General features: G+C 69.3%; 13 protein-coding genes. 6 read left to right on the top strand and 7 right to left on the bottom strand.

What is annotated here, in order from left to right:
- The first annotated feature begins 147 nt into the window (after nucleotides 1–147).
- The 3 genes from ACIA76_RS13760 (at nucleotide 148) to ACIA76_RS13750 (ending at nucleotide 2,875) form a co-directional block, all read left to right on the top strand.
- A complete protein-coding gene (locus ACIA76_RS13760; protein ID WP_397152121.1) occupies nucleotides 148–1,980 on the top strand; it encodes a phosphoenolpyruvate carboxykinase (GTP) in 1,833 nt (610 codons plus the stop codon).
- A 230-nt stretch (nucleotides 1,981–2,210) separates the two neighbouring features.
- A complete protein-coding gene (locus tag ACIA76_RS13755; RefSeq protein WP_397152120.1) occupies nucleotides 2,211–2,405 on the top strand; it encodes a hypothetical protein in 195 nt (64 codons plus the stop codon).
- 170 nt (nucleotides 2,406–2,575) lie between these two features.
- On the top strand, nucleotides 2,576–2,875 hold the full coding sequence (locus ACIA76_RS13750) for a hypothetical protein (protein ID WP_397152119.1): 300 nt from the start codon (nucleotides 2,576–2,578) through the stop codon (nucleotides 2,873–2,875).
- A 13-nt stretch (nucleotides 2,876–2,888) separates the two neighbouring features.
- Here ACIA76_RS13750 and ACIA76_RS13745 read toward each other — a convergent pair whose 3' ends face one another.
- Nucleotides 2,889–3,740: a class I SAM-dependent methyltransferase gene (locus ACIA76_RS13745; protein ID WP_397152118.1), complete on the bottom strand. Its 852-nt coding sequence runs from the start codon at nucleotides 3,738–3,740 to the stop codon at nucleotides 2,889–2,891.
- A 111-nt stretch (nucleotides 3,741–3,851) separates the two neighbouring features.
- Between ACIA76_RS13745 and ACIA76_RS13740 the strand changes: the two genes are divergently transcribed.
- Nucleotides 3,852–5,021 carry a glycosyltransferase family 4 protein gene (locus tag ACIA76_RS13740; protein ID WP_397152563.1) on the top strand — a complete coding sequence of 390 codons (1,170 nt, stop codon included), beginning with the start codon at nucleotides 3,852–3,854 and terminating at the stop codon, nucleotides 5,019–5,021.
- Between the two features lie 6 nt (nucleotides 5,022–5,027).
- On the opposite strand, the gene ACIA76_RS13735 is transcribed toward ACIA76_RS13740, so the two are convergent.
- On the bottom strand, nucleotides 5,028–5,870 hold the full coding sequence (locus tag ACIA76_RS13735; protein WP_397152117.1) for a VOC family protein: 843 nt from the start codon (nucleotides 5,868–5,870) through the stop codon (nucleotides 5,028–5,030).
- Nucleotides 5,871–5,877: 7 nt separating this feature from the next.
- Entirely contained in the window at nucleotides 5,878–7,677 is a 1,800-nt protein-coding gene (locus ACIA76_RS13730; RefSeq protein ID WP_397152116.1) for a hypothetical protein, read from the bottom strand.
- Between the two features lie 47 nt (nucleotides 7,678–7,724).
- Here ACIA76_RS13730 and ACIA76_RS13725 point away from each other — a divergent pair, with 47 nt between their 5' ends.
- The gene (locus ACIA76_RS13725) at nucleotides 7,725–9,017 is read left to right on the top strand and encodes a polysaccharide biosynthesis protein (RefSeq protein WP_397152115.1); all 1,293 of its coding nucleotides are present in this window, start codon (nucleotides 7,725–7,727) and stop codon (nucleotides 9,015–9,017) included.
- On the opposite strand, the gene ACIA76_RS13720 is transcribed toward ACIA76_RS13725, so the two are convergent.
- Nucleotides 9,014–10,129 (bottom strand): DUF3068 domain-containing protein, encoded by a 1,116-nt coding sequence (locus ACIA76_RS13720; protein ID WP_397152114.1) that lies wholly within the window; start codon nucleotides 10,127–10,129, stop codon nucleotides 9,014–9,016. The two genes, ACIA76_RS13725 and ACIA76_RS13720, sit on opposite strands and share 4 nt — an antisense overlap.
- A gap of 140 nt (nucleotides 10,130–10,269) precedes the next feature.
- Between ACIA76_RS13720 and ACIA76_RS13715 the strand changes: the two genes are divergently transcribed.
- Nucleotides 10,270–11,412 carry an acyltransferase family protein gene (locus ACIA76_RS13715; protein WP_397152113.1) on the top strand — a complete coding sequence of 381 codons (1,143 nt, stop codon included), beginning with the start codon at nucleotides 10,270–10,272 and terminating at the stop codon, nucleotides 11,410–11,412.
- Here ACIA76_RS13715 and ACIA76_RS13710 read toward each other — a convergent pair.
- The 3 genes from ACIA76_RS13710 to ACIA76_RS13700 are packed head-to-tail and all read right to left on the bottom strand — an operon-like array spanning nucleotide 11,333 to nucleotide 17,008.
- Nucleotides 11,333–15,739 carry an alpha-(1->3)-arabinofuranosyltransferase family protein gene (locus ACIA76_RS13710; RefSeq protein ID WP_397152112.1) on the bottom strand — a complete coding sequence of 1,469 codons (4,407 nt, stop codon included), beginning with the start codon at nucleotides 15,737–15,739 and terminating at the stop codon, nucleotides 11,333–11,335. The genes ACIA76_RS13715 and ACIA76_RS13710 overlap by 80 nt on opposite strands.
- Complete coding sequence (locus ACIA76_RS13705) at nucleotides 15,693–15,863, bottom strand: DUF2613 domain-containing protein (protein ID WP_397152111.1); 171 nt, start codon at nucleotides 15,861–15,863, stop codon at nucleotides 15,693–15,695. Before ACIA76_RS13705 ends, ACIA76_RS13710 begins: the two co-directional genes overlap by 47 nt.
- A 38-nt stretch (nucleotides 15,864–15,901) precedes the next feature.
- On the bottom strand, nucleotides 15,902–17,008 hold the full coding sequence (locus ACIA76_RS13700) for an isochorismate synthase MenF (RefSeq protein WP_397152110.1): 1,107 nt from the start codon (nucleotides 17,006–17,008) through the stop codon (nucleotides 15,902–15,904).
- Nucleotides 17,009–17,039: the final 31 nt, after the last annotated feature.

Genomic DNA, 17,039 nt, shown 5'->3' with positions numbered 1-17,039 from the left:
TTACACAGGAACCTGGGCGTCCGCTTCGTCCTTGTACGCCGTCCAGCCGGGGCGTGCTTTCGGCAAAGCCGGAGCGGGTACCCTCCGCCAACGGTGGCTCTCCGGCGTCGCGAGTTGCCGGAAGCAACCCCATTCAGGAGAGTTTTCATGACCTCAGTGACCATTCCTGGTCTTCACGGATCCGATGGCACCGCACCGACAGAGCACGCGGGTCTGCTCGCCTGGGTGCAGGAGGTAGCAGAACTCACCCAGCCGGATCAGGTGGTCTGGGCGGATGGTTCCGAGGAGGAATGGAGCCGGCTGACCGAGCAGCTGGTGAAGGCGGGCACCTTCAAACAGCTCAATCCCGCCCAGAAGCCCAATTCGTTCCTCGCGCTGTCGGATCCGTCCGATGTGGCCCGCGTCGAATCGCGCACCTACATCTGCTCGCGCGAGGAGTCCGACGCCGGCCCGACCAACAACTGGGTCGCGCCGGACGAAATGCGCAAGACGATGACCGAGCTGTACCGCGGCTCGATGAAGGGCCGCACCCTGTTCGTGGTCCCGTTCTGCATGGGCCCGCTCGGCGCCGAGGATCCGAAGCTGGGCGTGGAACTCACCGACTCCGAATACGTGGTCGTGTCGATGCGCGTGATGACCCGGATGGGCAATGCCGCGCTGGAGAAGCTCGGCAGGGACAAGCCGTTCGTGAAGTGTCTGCACTCGGTGGGCGCGCCGCTCGAGCCGGGCCAGGCCGATGTGCCGTGGCCGTGCAACGACACCAAGTACATCACCCATTTCCCCGAGGATCGCGAGATCTGGAGCTACGGTTCGGGTTACGGCGGCAACGCGCTGCTGGGCAAGAAGTGCTACTCGCTGCGCATCGCCTCGGCCATGGCCCACGACGAGGGCTGGCTGGCCGAGCACATGCTGATCCTCAAGCTGATCTCCCCGGAGAACAAGAACTACTACATCGCGGCGGCGTTCCCGAGCGCCTGCGGTAAGACCAACCTCGCGATGATCCAGCCGACCGTGCCGGGCTGGCGCGCGGAGACCCTGGGCGACGATATCGCCTGGATGCGCTTCGGCGAGGACGGCCAGCTCTACGCGGTGAATCCGGAGTACGGCTTCTTCGGCGTCGCGCCGGGCACCAACCACAAGTCCAACCCGAACGCCATGGCCACCATCGAGGCCGGAAATACCGTCTTCACCAATGTCGCGCATACCGACACCAATGACGTGTGGTGGGAAGGCCTGGAGGGCGAGCCCGATCATCTGATCGATTGGAAGGGTAACGACTGGTTCTTCCGCGAGACCGAAACCCTTGCCGCCCACCCGAATTCGCGCTACTGCACGCCGATGTCGCAGTGTCCGACCCTGGCGCCGGAATGGGACGACCCGCAGGGCGTGCCGATCTCGGCGATCCTGTTCGGCGGCCGCCGCAAGACCACCGTTCCGCTGGTGACCGAATCCTTCGATTGGCAGCACGGCGTATTCATGGGCGCCACCCTGTCCTCGGAGCAGACCGCCGCGGCCGAGGGCAAGGTCGGCACCGTCCGCCGCGACCCGATGGCCATGATCCCGTTCATGGGCTATCACGTCGGCGACTACCTGGGCCACTGGATCAACATCGGCAAGAACGCCGATGCCGCGAAGCTGCCGAAGATCTACTACGTCAACTGGTTCCGCCGCGGCGCCGACGGCCGCTTCCTGTGGCCCGGCTTCGGTGAGAACTCCCGCGTGCTGGAGTGGATCATCAACCGCATCGAGGGCAAGGCCGACGCCGAGCCGACCGCGATCGGCAATGTGCCGACCGCCGCGCATCTGGACCTGGACAACCTCGACGTGAATGCCGCCGATGTCGACGAGGCCCTGAAGGTCGATCCCGCCGAGTGGCGCAAGGAGATTCCGCTCATCGAGGAGTGGTTCGAATTCATCGGCGACAAGCTGCCCTCGGGCGTGCGCGACGAATTCGAGGCGCTGAAGCAGCGGCTCGGATAGGGGTCTGCGACTCCCGTAGCCAGCCGGTTCATCAATCGCCCGCACCGCGTCCAGCGCGGTGCGGGCGGTCCACTATTGTGTGCCCTATTCTGGGTGTTCTACATCTCATGACTGACCAGTTCGATTTCAGGTAGATAGCTATTCGAGTGAACTGATTGCCACGCCGTTGCTCGCGGATTCTGGCCCGTCCGCGACCGTCGGGCCGAACGTGTGAGAGATGGGTGGTTGGGATGACCGATCTGCAGTTCGACGCCCACGTTGTCCCCGAGTTGCCCGACGCCGGGGCGAGTACCCCCCTGCGCCGCGCAGCGCAGCGCTTGCAGGCGGTCCTGCCGCCCGGCTGGGCGGTCGACATCGTCGATCCGCCGCTTCGCTCCGATCGTGGATACCAGCCCATTCTGCGCGTGCGCATGCCGGAAAACTGAGCACATCAGGCATATCGGTTAATCCGCAGCAATTCCAAAAGCGAAACCCTACCCGCCGGTTCGCTTTTCGCGGAACGCACTATTGCGTTCTGTAGTCCGTCGGAGCATGCTTATAGCAATCTGCTTTGCCCTCCCGATTTTACAGATGCAATCGCAGGGGAGTCCGAGTCATGGCGGTGCAAGTGGTCGGCCGGTCCTTGATGACCAGCGATCAGACCCCACATCAGGCGAGATGTGTCGGCATGGGTGGTTGGGTGGTCTCCTTCCTGCCCGGCCGCACCCTCACACTCGAACAGGCCGCGGCCGCACTACAGGCCGCCGAGGCGGTTGCTGCGGTGCGCGCGCTGGCGGATCGGGTGGGCCTCACTCCACTCGAGACCGTCGGGTTGGCTATGCAGGAGCCACCCTGGAGCGAACTACCCGCGCATACCGGCCGCCGGTCGTGGCGGCGCGGTCGGCTCGAGCGTTAGCGCACCGTCGCCCTCACGGTTTGGCGACCACCACGACGAGATTGCTCACCAGCAATTCGCGCAGGCCCGGTAGCCGTACCAGCCACCAGGCCCACCGGGGGTGATAGCGAGGAAAGGCGGCCAGCACCTGGCCGCGCGCGCCGAGGCGATCCGCCCAGCGCAGGCCCTCGGCCGCGGTGACCACGAACAGCGATGTGCCGAAACGATTCTTCGGCTCCCGGCCGTTGCGGCGGTGATATCGCCGCGCCGCGTACTCACCGCCCAGATAGTGCCACGGCCCGGTCTCGTGTCCGCCGAACGGACCCAGCCACACGGTGTACGAGAACACCATCAACCCACCGGGTTTCGTCACCCGCAGCATCTCCTCGGCCATCCGCCACGGTTGCGGCACATGTTCGGCCACATTGGAGGACAGGCAGATCTCGACCGCGTCGTCGCGGAACGGCAGCGCCATCCCCGACCCGCGCACCGCACCGGGCACCCGCAGTCCGGCGGCATGCATTTCGCTCGGATCGGGTTCGACCGGAAGATAGCGCGCGCCCGCCTCGGCGAATCGGTCGGCGAAGTAGCCGGGTCCGCCACCGACATCGAGCACCGTGGCGCCCGACAGATCGCGGCCGGTGAGATCGCGATGGAAATCGGCGATCAGAGCCACGGTATCGGCGGCGATGCCGCCGTAGAACAGGCCCGGATCGGTCTGCTCGAAGCGAAAGCTGCCCAGCAGCCGCAGCGATCGGCGCAGTGTCGCCCGGCGCGCGAAGCTGGGTCTTCCCGGCGAAAAACGTGCCGGGAACGAAGTATGGCGGCGTGCCGGGAACGAGGTATGGCGGCGTGCCGGGAACGAAGTATGGCGGGTTCGAAGCATGGCGAATCAGTCTCGCACAGCGGCTCGGCGGGAGGGTCTTGACCCAAGCTGTAGGGTGGACCCACTTGTCCCTAGATCATCTGGAGTAGTGCCGTGTCCGAATCCGGCAGAGTGCGTGAGGTGCTGCTGCTCTGCTGGCGCGATACCGGACATCCCCAGGGTGGCGGGAGTGAGCGTTATCTGGAACAGGTCGGCGCACAGCTGGCGGCGCGCGGCATCAGGGTGACCCTGCGGACCGCGCACTATCCGGGCGCCCCCCGGTCCGAGCGCGTCGACGGCATCGAGATCAGCCGCGCGGGCGGGCGGTTCACCGTCTATCCGCGGGCCCTGGCGGCGATCCTGGTGGGTCGGCTCGGATTCGGGCCGCTGCGCGGGCTGCGCCCGGACGCGGTGATCGATACCCAGAACGGCATCCCGTTCTTCGCCCGCGCCGCGACCCGATCACCCGCGATCGTGCTGGTCCATCACGGCCATCGCGAGCAGTGGCCGGTCGCCGGTCGGCTGGTGGGACGGATCGGCTGGTGGATCGAATCGCGGGTGTCGCCGCGGGTGCATCGGCGCAATCAGTATCTGACCGTATCGCTGCCCTCGGCGGAGGAGCTGGCGATGCTGGGTGTGGACAGTTCGCGAATCGCGGTGGTACGCAACGGCGCCGAGCCCGTGCCGACCGGCGCCGGGCAGGCCCGCACCACCCATCCCAGCATCGTGGTGCTGTCCCGGCTGGTACCGCATAAGCAGATCGAGGATGCGCTGGCGGTGGTCGCGGGTCTGCGGCGGCGGGTGCCCGGTCTGCGTCTGGACGTGATCGGCGACGGCTGGTGGGCCGACAATCTGAAGGCCCGTGCGCGCGAACTGGATATCGACGACTCCGTCACCTTCCACGGCCATGTCGGCGAAGGCCGTAAACACGAATTGCTCGCCCGCGCCTGGGTGCATGTGCTGCCGTCGCGCAAGGAGGGTTGGGGGCTGGCGGTGATCGAGGCCGCCCAGCACGGCGTCCCGACCGTCGGCTATCGCGGTTCGCGCGGTCTGACCGATTCGATCGTCGACGGCGTGACCGGCACCCTGGTCGACGACGCCACCCAGCTCACCGAGGCCGTGGGCCGACTGCTCGTCGACGCCCAGGAGCGCACCGTCATGGGGGAGAAGGCCCGCGCGCGATCGCGCGAATTCTCCTGGGAGCAAACGGCCGACGGCGTCTACGAGGTGCTGGCCGCGGCCGGGCGCGGCGAATACGTCTCCGGTCTGGTCAACAACGGTCGCACCGATCACCGGCCGTAGGCCCGCTCACCGCCCGGGCGGCAGAACGAATACGCAGAACGGATGTCCGGCCGGATCGGCGTAGACGTAGAGCGGTTCGACCGGATCGTCGAATTCGTCGTGCAGGAGCGTCGCGCCCAGCTCGAGTATGCGCCGGTGCTGTGCGCGGAGGTGGTCGGTGGTCGGGACCTGGAAGTCGAGGTGCAGCTGTTGCGGCACTTCGGGTTCGGGCCAGGTGGTTCGCGGGAGTTCCGGCACGGGCTGGAAGGCCAGGCGAATGCCGGTGGGGCCGAGGAGATTCAGCCAATCCGGGTAATCGGGTTCGCCGGATGTGGGTGGTGTGTCGTGCGGGGCGTAGTCGTAGCCGGTGAGTTGTCGATAGAACTCCGCCAGGCCGCCCGGATCGGTCGAGTCCAGCACGATCGATCGCAGCGTAGGAGCGGGTCGGCCCGCGGGGACATCGCGAACGGCGACGACGCAGAACGGATGTCCGGCCGGATCGGCGCTGACATACAGCGGCTCGTCGGGATGGTCGGTGCGATCGAGGAGCAGCGGTGCGCCGAGCGCGCTGACGCGGTCGTGCTGCGCGATGAGCTCGCCGCGGTCGGCGACGGCGAAATCCGGATGAAGTTGCTGCGGCACATCATGTTTCGGCCAGGTCGAGCGGGGGAGCTCGGGGACCAGCTGGAATGACAGCCGCGGTCCGCCGTTGGGCGGGGCGAGGGCGAGCCACTCCGGGAGGCCGGCGGTGTCGCGTGCGTCCTCGGGGAGGTACTCCCAGCCGAGCAGCCGTCGATAGAACTCCGCGGTGCGGCGGGTATCGGTGGTGTCCAGAACGATCGAGCGCAACGTGGGGTAGATCGACGCCATGATGCCATCATGGCGCGGATTCCCGCTCGGGCGCAGCAGATTTCGTCCGGCGGGCGATCGATCGGAGTAGCGGGCCCGCGAGCAGCAGTAATGCCCAGAGCAGATGGGCCGCGAGGGCGAGGGATCGGTGCGCGGCGTGGCCCGGCGCGCGGGTATCGGCGGGGTCCGGCACGCGATAGAGCGCGAGATCGTCATCGATGTATCGGGATTCCAAGTGGGACAGGGTATTCGCCGAATCTCCGAGCGGTCCGGGCGTGGTGCGTTCCACCAGCACCCAGCCGATGCCGCGCGCCGCGAGCTCGCCCGGCGGGCCGCCCCGCAGCAGGGCCTGCTCGACCTCACGGGCCCGGGTGCCCTCGCCCGCGACGACTCGGCCGCGCACCGGCAGCTCACCGGTCTGCAGCACATCGCGCGGCAGCATGCGGGGCGCGGGATCCAGGACCGGGACGCGGCCGCTGTAGGGGAATCTGCGGAACATGCCCGCCGGAAGTACGGCGATATCGCCCGGCCCATCGATGGCCGCGGCGACGTGTTGCCATCCGGGCGGATAGTGCACCGGGCGCAGCGCGCCACCCACGCCCCATGCGAGATCGGGCAGGGTGATCACCGGAAGTACGATGAAAACCGTTGCCGCCAAAGGCAATACGTCGACATCGGTAACCCGTTTCCCGATCGCCCCGGCGACGGCCCGGCATCCGGCCGCCGCGCACAGCGTATAGGCGGGCATGGCCAGGGCCACGTACTTCTGGGTGTCGCGCAGCAGTCCGGCGCCCGGAACCCGCGTGACCAGCCACTCGCCGATATGCAGGCCCCAGCCCGTGGCCCCGAGCGCGGGCAGCGCGACGGCGGCAGCCGCGAGCACCAGAAGTGCCCGGCGCACCGGGCGGGTCGCCGGATCGCCCGCCGCGGCGACGCTCCGGACACCCGTCGCCACGATGGCCAACAGTACGAGCGTCGCCGCGAGCGCGAAAAGTGTTGTGCGGGAACCCGGTACGGCATCACCGTTCCAGATCCCGCCGAGCCCGGCAAGACTGCCCAACGCACCGAGCCCGGGTTCGGCCCGCGCCGCGAACGCCGCGATCCCGCCCGGATCCGACGGTTCGGCCCCCGCGCCGGAGAGCGCGGTCGCGACCAACCAGGGCGCGGAGGCCGCGATCGAGAGGATCAGCGCACCGGCAATCCGCCTGCGGCCCACTGCGATAACGGCCACCACTCCGGCCAGCAGCGCTCCCGTCGGCGTCAGCCCCGCGACGGCGAGCCAGCTCCCCAGCGCCGCCCAGGCGCGGGCCGATTCGCCTCTCCCCGCTGCGCTTTCGGTACTCGGCGGCACGGAGTATCGAATTCGATGGGCCGCCAGAATCGTCCACGGCAGGGCGGCGTAGCCGGTGAGCAGGCTCCAATGGCCTTGGAGCAGGCGCTCGGCCACATAGGGATTCCACAGTGCCAGCGTGGCCGCCACCAACTGCGGGCCGAGCGATACGCGCAGCAGGCGGCGGGCCAGGACGGCGGATCCCCAGCCCGCCGCCCACAGTGCCGCCACGAGAATCGCTTTCACGACGAGGCCGCCATCCACCAGCGGCGATACCGCGGCCAGCAGCCCGTCCTGCGGTACCGCGCGCGGTGCGGCATCACCCAACCCCAGTGCCGCGTCGGTCGGATAGGACCGCGGCGTGCTCACCGCGTCGCGGAGCAGCAGATATCCCGGACCGAGCAGCGGGCCGACCACGAGCAGCGCCACACCCAGGCTCCAGACGGCCGGTGCGATCCGGTCCCACAGCCCGCGACCTGTCCGATCACCCGCAGTCACGCTCAGCCACCCTACGTGTCCCCGACCCGAGGTGGCAGCATGGCGGGATGCCTGCCTCGCGTCGTCTACCCGTGGTCGCGGATCTGACCCTGGTGACGGCGGGGGCCATGACCGCCAATGTGGCCGGATATCTGCTGCAGCTGCTGGCCGGTCGGTGGCTGGGGGTCGCGGGGTACAGCGAGTTCGCGAGCTTGCTCGCGGCGCAGACGCTGTGCGCGGTCCCGGCTCTCGCACTGCAGAATGTGGTGGCCCGCCAGATGGTGCACGGCGCCTCCGTGCCCGCGGCCCGCGCACTCGGACGGCGCTGCGCGGCAATCGTGGCACTCCTCGCCGCGGCCCTGGTCCCGGCCGTCGCCGCCGGTCTGCACGTCAGCGTCGCCGCGGCATCGGGCGCATTGATCTCGGCCCCACTACTGGTCCTACTGTCCACCGAACAGGGCATCCTGCAGGGCACCCACCGATTCCGCACGCTGGCAACGATTCTCGGCGGCAGCGGCATCCTCCGAGCCGCCCCCGCCCTGATCACCCTGGCCACCGGCGCAGGCGCCGCCCCCGCCCTCTGGTCCGCCGCCGCAGGCCTAACCCTCGCCACCACCTACGCCCACCGCACCACCACCCCCGAAACCCTCGCACCCTTTCCCGCACTTCGCACCGGTTCCAGCCGCCCACAGGGGGTGCGAAGCGCGGGAAAGGGTGCGGGGGTTGGGGGTGGGGTGGTGGCGGTGGTGCGGGCGGCGCAGGTGCAGGCGGCGTTGATGGCGTTGTCTTCGGTGGATTTGATCGTGGCTCGGGTGGTGTTGGGGGAGGCGGATGCCAGTCGGTATGCGTTGGGGGCCATTGCCACCAAGATCGCGTTCTGGTTGCCGCAGGCCGTGGGGGTGGTGTTGTATCCGCGGATGGCGCAGCCGCAGCATTCGGCGCGGGCCGTGCGCGATGCGCTCGGGGTGCTGTCCGCGGTGGGGGTCGTCGCGGTCGTGGGTGCGGCCGTATTCGCTCCGCTGGCACCACTGTTCGCGGGTCACGACTATGCCCCGATCGAGGGGCTGCTGTGGCTGTTCGCCCTCGACGGCGCGCTGCTCGCGCTGCTGCAGGGTGCGCTGCTGTCCGCGATCGCCGTCGATCGCACCGCCCCGGCGGTCGTCACCTGGATCGGCCTCGCGCTCGAGATCGTGCTCGCGCTGACCGTGGTCGGATCGCTCCCCGCGCTGATCACCCTCGCGACCGTCGTCACGGCCGCGGTCACCGCGACCATCATCGTGCTGGTCGTCCTGGCCGTCGGCAGGCAAACGAAAGGCTCCCCGGAGTCGACCTCCGGGGAGCCTCGGGAACGAATCGGCTAGGGCCGCTTACCCAGATCGATCTGCTGCGTGGGCGCGTCGTCGGCGCCCACACCGCTCGGGTCGCGCTTGCGCACCAGGCGACCCGGCTTGTCCTCGCCGCCGCGCAGGCCCAGCAGCAGGCCGATGATCAGCGCGACCGCGCCGATCACACCGAGCGTGATCGGCAGGATCCGGCTGTAGAGCGACAGCTCGTCGGTGTACTTCTTGGCCTCGGCGATCTGCGAGTCGATCGTCTTACCGTCGAAGATCAGATTCGACTTCAGCGCCGTCACCTCGGGCTTATCGCCCGAACGCGCGTAGTACAGGTGAAGCTGCTCCGCGCCCTTGATGACCGTGCCGGTCTGCGGCTCGACCCACACATCGCGGGTGTCGGTGTAGAAGCGGTCCATGGTCACATCGCCGTCGCCCGCCACACCCCACTTGGCCGCGGGCAGGGTGAGCCTGTTGCTGGGCGCGTTCACGACCTTGGACAGATCGGTCGGCGGGACCTGCTGCTGGAAGTGATAGACCTTCAGATCGTTGATCTCGGTCTCTTCGACGTACTTGATATCGAAGGATTTGCGCGCGTTGAGATCGAAGTACGGGTAGTCCTTCTTCTCCGTGTCGATCGGGAACCGATACTGCAGGCCCGTGTGCTGCACCGGATCCGCGACGCTTTCGCCCTTGCTGTTCACCGAGACCGCGACCGAACCGTTCGGGTCGGCGTCGACCGGCATGCCGGACTTGCGGTCGATGGTGACCCGGTCGATGGTCGCGGTGAGCAGGCCGGTATCGCCCTGCTTATCGATCCGTCGCAGCGTCTGACCGGCCTGAATGGTCATATCGTTCTTATCGGACGGATCCTCGATCGTGAGGAAGCGCTGCGAGATGATCGAAACGTTCTGATCCACCTTCGCCGGACCGGTTCCCGAGGTCAGGGACTTCGCGTCCAGGACCTCGCTGGGCGCGTTCGGATTGTTGGTCGCGATGGTGGTGATCTCGAGATCGAGGGGAGTCTTGGCGAGCTGGCTGACCGCATATGTCGGGGTCAGCACTGCCGCGACGATCAGCAGCGTACCGAGCCCTACGAGCACGCAGGCTACCGTCCTCTTGGTACCGGCACCGAGTGCCATGCAACTCTCCTCGTCGTCGAACAGGCCGTTCCGGACGAACCCCGCTGCCGCACGGCGTTCGTGAGCCCCGACACTAACAGCCGAGTACCCGACCATGCCGATCTGAGGCCCGAATCGTCCGCACAGCAGACTGGAGCGCGATGACCACGACCGCGACCGACCCCGCCCCGGCGAATTCGCCCGCGCCCGGCCGCGTGCCGCCGCGGGCATTCGTCCCCGCGCTGGAGGGTATGCGCGCGCTGGCCGCGTTCGGTGTGGTGCTCACACATGTGGCCTTCCAGACCGGCGCGACCGGTGCGCCGGTGCTGGACCGGCTGTGGGGCCGGTTCGATATGGCGGTGGCCGTATTCTTCGGGCTATCCGGATTTCTGCTGTGGCGGCCGCATGCGGTGGCCGCGCGCGGATCCGGATCGGCCCCGCCCGCCGGGCGCTATCTGCTGCATCGGGCCGCGCGCATCCTGCCCGCGTACTGGGTGGTGGTGTGCGCGGTGCTGATACTGCTTCCCTCGGCGGCACATTCGGCCGGGCGCCGGGTGTGGCTGGCGAATCTGGCGCTGCTGCAGGTGTTCGTGCCGTTGACGCTGACCGACGGGCTCACCCAGATGTGGAGTCTGTCGGTGGAGGTGGCCTTCTATCTTCTGTTGCCGATACTCGCCTGTGCGCTGATGTGGATGAGTGGGCCGCGCGCGCGGGTGGCGACGGTCGCGGCGTTCGGGGTGATCAGCCTGGGCTGGAACTTCCTGCCCGTGCCCACGCCCGAGGCGATCCACTCCGACAACTGGCTGCCGGGCTATCTGCCGTGGTTCGCCGCGGGCATGCTGCTGGCCGAACTGGTCTGCGACGACGTACCGCGCTGGCGCCGTATCGCCGGAAACCGCTGGGCCATGTGGTCGCTGGCCGCGGTCGCCTTCGCGCTGTCGGCCACCGATCTGGCCGGCCCGGCCGGGCTGACCCGCGGCGCGCCCTGGCAGTACGTGATGAAGATGGGGCTGGGCGCGGTCATCGGCTTCGGCCTGCTCGCACCGCTGGTGCTCGGCGATCGGCGGCACCGTTGGTTGGAGAGCCGGGTGGCCGCGACGCTGGGCCGCTGGTCCTACGGGATCTTCATCTGGCATCTCGCGGTGCTGTCGATGGTGTTCCCCGTCTTCGGAATCATCCCGTTCACCGGTCATTTCGTCTACGTGCTGCTGCTGACGGTGGCGTTCACCGTCCCGCTCGCCGCAGCCAGTTACGCACTCGTGGAAGAGCCGGTGCGGCACTGGGTTCGCCGTCGCTTCGGCTGAGCGCCGCGAGACCGACGGCGAGCACCGCGACCAGCGCCGGGAACTGCACCCACAACGAGCCGCCCAGATATCCATCGGGTGAGCGCCACGGGCCTGTGGACAGCGCCGCGGCCGAGACGGCGGTGCCGAGACCGGCGAGGCCGACCAGGATCGCGGGCATGCGGCGCGGGTAGATCCGGTTGGCGATCAGGCCCGCGACGGTGAGCCCCACCGCGACCGGTCCGGAGACGATCAGCGCGGCCGCGGTCAGTCCGGCCGCTCCGGCGATCCGGGCATGCCAGCTCCGCGGCGGCGAATCCGCCTGCGGCAGTGGCGGATCGGACCGTCGCCGCCAGGGGACGGCGAGGGCGATGAGCGGCAGCAGCAGGAGCAGTCCGCCGAAGATGGCCCACCGGTACCAGCGATCGATGGGGAATTCGACGGTGACCGGACCGCGGACGTCGGCGGGCAGCAGCCAACCCTGCTCCCAGCCGTCGACCACGATCGGGACGAGGGCGCGGCCGTCGGCGCCGTGTGCGCGCCAGCCGACGTTGGTGCTCAACGGCAGGACTAGGAGCTTGCTGTCGGCGGGAGCCGACATCGGTTGCGGTGCGGCGTCGGTGCGGTCCAGTCGCAGTTCGTCGACCGAGAACAGTCCGGTCGGCGTGACCGTGACGTCGACCCGGCCCGGTGGCAGGCTCACCGGATCGGCGTCCCCCTCGCAGACCTGTGCGGAAACCGGTGCACCGGAACGCAATTGCTCCGCCGTCGCGGTGATCGAGGTGTGCACGATCCGACCGGCCACGGCCAGCGTCGGACCGTGCGCGCAGTCGACGGTGATCGGGCGATCGGATGCGGCGGGCGGCGGATAGTCCGGACCCAGCACGGTGACCTCCGCCAGGCCGGGCGGCTGCTCCAGGGTGAAACCCAGTGCCGTGCGGTCCAATACGGGCTTCCAGCTGTTGATACTGATCTCGATGCGGTCGGTCACCCGTGGATGTAGTTCGAGGCGTACCGGCGTACCGGCGGCCCCTCCATCTTTGTTCCCGGCGGCTTCCCCCTCTTTGCTCCCGGTGGCTTCCCCATCCCTGTTCCCGGCCGCTTCCCCCTCTTTGTTCCCCGCGCCTTCCCCATCTCTGTTCCCGGCGCGTTCTTCGCCGGGATCCAGCTCGCGAACCTGCGGCCCATCGCCGAGATTCACCGCGACGGCCGTCGGCCGGGCGGGCAGCGCGCCCCGCGACGGTGTGATCTCCACGCCCGTCACCAGCGCCGGATGCGGCAGCTCGAGGGTGAGGGTGGGCTTGGGCCCGGCCGGATTTCGCACCGTGTCCTCGGGGGCGATCCAGGTCGTGCGCGGATCCCCGTCGGTGGCGGCGAAGGCCGAGCCGCGCAGATCGCCGACGTCGGCCTTGCCGCGCGCGATCGGTCGCTCGTGGTCGGTGAGCAGCGCCTCGAGCTCGGGTGCCTGGCGGGTGCGGACGGTCAGCCGCGGCCGGACCGACATCGACTCGGGCACCCGCAGGGTGCGCTCGAAGGCCCCCGGCTCCTCGGCCGGAAGACCCAGACCCTTACTGCAGCGCACCCGATCGGGTGCGTCGAAACAGCCGCTGCGCCCGGGGAATTCCTGCCCGAGATCCCAGCCGCGCACCCCGGTGCCCGCGGCGAGCGGCGGCAGTACCGTGCGGTGGCGGATATCGACCGGCACCGGCGCCTCGCGATCGGAGTAGTCCTCGAGAGAGAGCTCGCTGATCCCGAACTGCCCGCCGCCCGTGCCGTTCTCGGTGCGGGTGGCGGTGATGGTGAGCCAATCGGTGCGGCCCGGCGGCAGCGAAACCGATACCGGCACACCGGGTTCGGAGATGCGCGCGGCGACCGTGCCGTTCGCGGTGCGCACCTCGATCCATTTGACCGGATCGCCGATCGCGGCCGGGCTGGTCGTCACATGCAGCACGGCGGTCCGCAGCGGATGCGCGAGATCGAGCCGAACCCATTGTCCTACAGCGGATTCGGCGCTGTTGCTCAGCCACGCTGTGGACAGATCGCCGTCCACCATCGCCGCGGTGGAACTGCCCGGCGCGGACCCGCCGAGCTGGGTGGCGTCGGCGGCCGAACCGGAGGCGGTGATCACGGCGCCGGACCATTCGCCCTCGACCGGCTGCTCGCCCGGGACGGGATAGTCCGGTACGAGATTGTGGGTTCGCCGCGCATCGGTCGGTGCGCGCAGGGCCGAATCATGGTTGTCCACCCGGCCGAAATCGGTTTCCCGGTCCATCGGGGTATCGGTCACGGTCACCGAACCGCCCGCCAATCCGGCCCGCGCGGCATCGGCCGTCAGCAGGGCGGGACCGTTCGGTGCGTCGGTGTCGCGCCGCAGGCGTTCGAGCACCTCGGGCCCGCCCCGCACTACCGGCACCGAATTCAGCGGCACGGTATAGGCGCCCGGGAATGCGCCGGGCGCGCCCGGACCGCTGCGCAACTCGACCGGCGTACCCGGCCGGGGAACGTCCACCCGGTAGATCTCGATCGCCGGATAGTCCGGGCGCAGATCACCATCGGTGACCAGGCCGTCGCCGTGGCCGACCTCGATATCGTTGCCGAATTCGGCGACCTTGGTCAGTCCGGGCGACCCCTCGATGGCCTGATGCGCGAGCATCGGCCGGGTCGAGCGCGAGGTATCCGGATCGAGGTCGTTGCGCAGCACCAGAATTCCGATGCCCTGATCGATCAGCGTCGGCGCCAGCGCGGTCGAGGGCCGCCCGTCGGCGATGAGCCGCTGCACCGAATCCATGGCCCGGATGGCCCCCGGCGGGACGAGCGGGACGGCATCGCGCACCGCCCACGGCGTCGTGGCCAGGGCCTGCAGCGGTTCGTCGCGGGTCAATCCCCAGATCTGACTGCCGAACGGCGCGCCCGGCACCACGAGGGCGCGGGTGTCGGAGGCGTTATGCGCCAACCAGTCCGCGGTCCGCTGCCAATAGCCGGGCACCGCGTCGTAGGCCCCGCGCGGGGCCAGCCGATCGGTCCAGGCCAGCGAGGTCGACAGCGTCAACGCGGCCAGGACCAGCGCGGTCACGGCCACCATCTTGTCCCGCTCGGGATGGGCGAAGGCATTGCGCCACACCGGCATTCGCACCGAGGCGGGCAGCGGCACCCGGCGCAGCAGATGAGCAAGCCCCAAGACCAAGGGAATTCGGATCAGCGGTTCCAGCTTGTGCACATTGCGCAGCGGCGCACCGGCGGAATCCAGGAACAGGCGCACCGGCTCGGCGAAGGGCCCACCCAGCTGTCCGGCATAGCCCGCGCAGATCCCTACCAGCCCGACGATCAGGATCAGCGCGAACCGCCCCCGATACGGCATCGACCGCAGCGCCAGTCCGGCCATCCCGGCCGCGGCAAGCAGTCCGGTCGCCAGCACGGCCGCGGGCTGGGTGACAAGCACCGCGCCCGCGATCCGCTCCGGCGAGACGAACGGCGTCCAACTGTCGGTGCCGCGCAACACCTCACCCAGCGAGGCCCACTGCGTGGTCACCCCGGAGGATTCGATGTAGTCCAGGAACGGCGGACTCACCCTGCCCAGCACCAGCAGCGGCACCACCCACCAGAAGGTGGCCAGCACCAGCAGCGGAATCCAGGCGCGAGTGAATCGCCACCACGTGCGGTTCGGCCGATACGAGATCCACCACAGCGCCGCGGGCAGGAATGCGGCCGCGGTCGCCACCGCGTTCACCGAACCCATCAGGGCCAGCGCGAGCGCGCTGCCCGCGGGCGAGGCGGCGCCGCGTTTCGGTAATCGGAGCCGGCCGAGTGCGGCCGGCGCCAGCAGCACCCAGGGCGCGAGCATCATCGGCAGCGTCTCCGAGGAGATCGACCCGAGCGTGGTCAGCACCCGCGGCGACAGCGCGAACGCCACCGCGGCCACCACGCGCGCGCCGCGCGAGCCGATGCCCAGCGCCTCACACAGCCGGACGATGCCCCAGAATCCGGCCAGAATCAGCAGCGCCCACCAGATCCGCTGCGTCACCCAGGCGGGCAGCCCGAGCATATGGCCGAGCGAGAAGAACGCTCCGTGCGGGAAGAAGTAGCCGTAGGCCTGATTCTGCACCTGCCCCATCGGCGCCTGACTGCTCCACAGATGGGCCGCACGCTCGAGAAAGCCCAGCGGATTCTGGGCCAGATCGTATTTGGTATCGGCAACCGTGCGCCCGGGCGCCTGCAGGAAGGTGAGCAGAAATGCCGCGACCACCGTCCCGGCGAACCATCGCCGGCCTAGTGGCGCGGTGGGATCGACGCGAGAGGGCGGCTCAGCGAGCGCCGTACTCAACGTTGTTGAGCAGCGACGATGAGGCATTGCCGCTGCGATCCACCTCGGGCCGCGAATTCTGCTGCGCCGCCAGCGTGATGGCGAACACCGCGACCACACCGAGCACAGCCCCGGCGGCGGCGCTTGCTACCCCAGGAACGGCAAACTTCATCGCGGACTCCCATACATCGACGCCAGGCGTGTTCCGAGTCAACCTACAACATCATCGTCGGAGGGGACCCGGCAGTGCAGCGCGCCGAGCAGGGTGCGCAACTTCGCGGTCGTCTCGTCGAGTTCGGATCGCGGATCCGAGGCGGCGACGATGCCGCCGCCGCCGAAGGCCCGGACCGTGCGGCAATCGGCGGACAGTTCGGCGCAGCGGATCGCGACCACCCATTCGCCGTCGCCGCGCGCGTCGCACCAGCCGACCGCGCCGCCGTAGAAGCCGCGCTCCTCCTCGAGTTCGGTGATCGTCTCGAGCGCCAGCTCGGTGGGGGTGCCGCAGACCGCGGGGGTCGGCTGCAACAGGACCGCCAGATCGAGCGCGGTGACGGCCGGATCGCGCAGGCGGCCCCGGATGGGTGTGGCCAGATGCCACACCTCGGCCGTATTGATCAGCCGCGGACCGTCGGGGATGGCGAGTTCGGTGCACACTGTGGCCAGCCGCTCGCGGATCCAATCGATGACGAAGGCATGCTCCGCGCGATTTTTACTGCTGGACAACAGCTCTCGTGAGCGTTCGGCATCGATCCGCGGGTCCGGATGCCGGGGCATGGTTCCGGCGAGTGGGTGCAATGTGACGATCTCGCCGTGGCGGGCCACCAGCACCTCCGGTGTCGCGCCCACCAGCGTCGCCCCGGTTCGCCCGGACGGGGTGAGGTCGACGGCGAAGACATTGGCCAGCGGATGGCGCGCCAGCAGATGCGCGGCCACCACCTCCGGATCGAGCGGGGTGTCGGCCTCGGCGAGCAGCGATCGCGCGGCGACCACCTTGCGCAGCGGCTGCCCGGGATCCGACAGCTGTTCGACGAGCTTCGTCACCCGCGCGATATGTTCTGCGGGACTGGGGATTTCGGTGGTCACCTGGACCGGCGGCAGCGGCGGTATCGCGGCCGGTCGCCACGGTCCGGCGGTGTGCTCGGCCCGCTCGGGCACGCAGAGCGCGGCCGGATTGCTCGGATCGAAGGCGAGCGCGCCGACCACGATTTCGGCCCCCGCCCGCAGTGCGGCGGCCGCCCGGCCCGCCTCGTCGAAGGCGGTGCGGACACCGGTGGTCCGCAACACCCCCTCGGGCTGTGCGAGCAGAAAGCCGTCCATGCCCCGACCCTAGTCCGCCGCTCGCACCGGG

Origin of the sequence: Nocardia sp. NPDC051570, assembly GCF_044454005.1 — a bacterium.
Classification (GTDB): domain Bacteria; phylum Actinomycetota; class Actinomycetes; order Mycobacteriales; family Mycobacteriaceae; genus Nocardia.
This window is presented reverse-complemented; position numbering and strand designations above follow the sequence as displayed.

Coding starts and splice junctions, on each gene's coding strand:
- ACIA76_RS13760 (WP_397152121.1), top strand. CDS start 148: ATGACCTCAGTGACCATTCCTGGTCTTCACGGATCCGATGGCACCGCA.
- ACIA76_RS13755 (WP_397152120.1), top strand. CDS start 2,211: ATGACCGATCTGCAGTTCGACGCCCACGTTGTCCCCGAGTTGCCCGAC.
- ACIA76_RS13735 (WP_397152117.1), bottom strand. CDS start 5,870: ATGGCGTCGATCTACCCCACGTTGCGCTCGATCGTTCTGGACACCACC.
- ACIA76_RS13725 (WP_397152115.1), top strand. CDS start 7,725: ATGCCTGCCTCGCGTCGTCTACCCGTGGTCGCGGATCTGACCCTGGTG.
- ACIA76_RS13705 (WP_397152111.1), bottom strand. CDS start 15,863: ATGAAGTTTGCCGTTCCTGGGGTAGCAAGCGCCGCCGCCGGGGCTGTG.
- ACIA76_RS13750 (WP_397152119.1), top strand. CDS start 2,576: ATGGCGGTGCAAGTGGTCGGCCGGTCCTTGATGACCAGCGATCAGACC.
- ACIA76_RS13710 (WP_397152112.1), bottom strand. CDS start 15,739: ATGCCTCATCGTCGCTGCTCAACAACGTTGAGTACGGCGCTCGCTGAG.
- ACIA76_RS13720 (WP_397152114.1), bottom strand. CDS start 10,129: ATGGCACTCGGTGCCGGTACCAAGAGGACGGTAGCCTGCGTGCTCGTA.
- ACIA76_RS13745 (WP_397152118.1), bottom strand. CDS start 3,740: ATGCTTCGAACCCGCCATACTTCGTTCCCGGCACGCCGCCATACCTCG.
- ACIA76_RS13715 (WP_397152113.1), top strand. CDS start 10,270: ATGACCACGACCGCGACCGACCCCGCCCCGGCGAATTCGCCCGCGCCC.
- ACIA76_RS13700 (WP_397152110.1), bottom strand. CDS start 17,008: ATGGACGGCTTTCTGCTCGCACAGCCCGAGGGGGTGTTGCGGACCACC.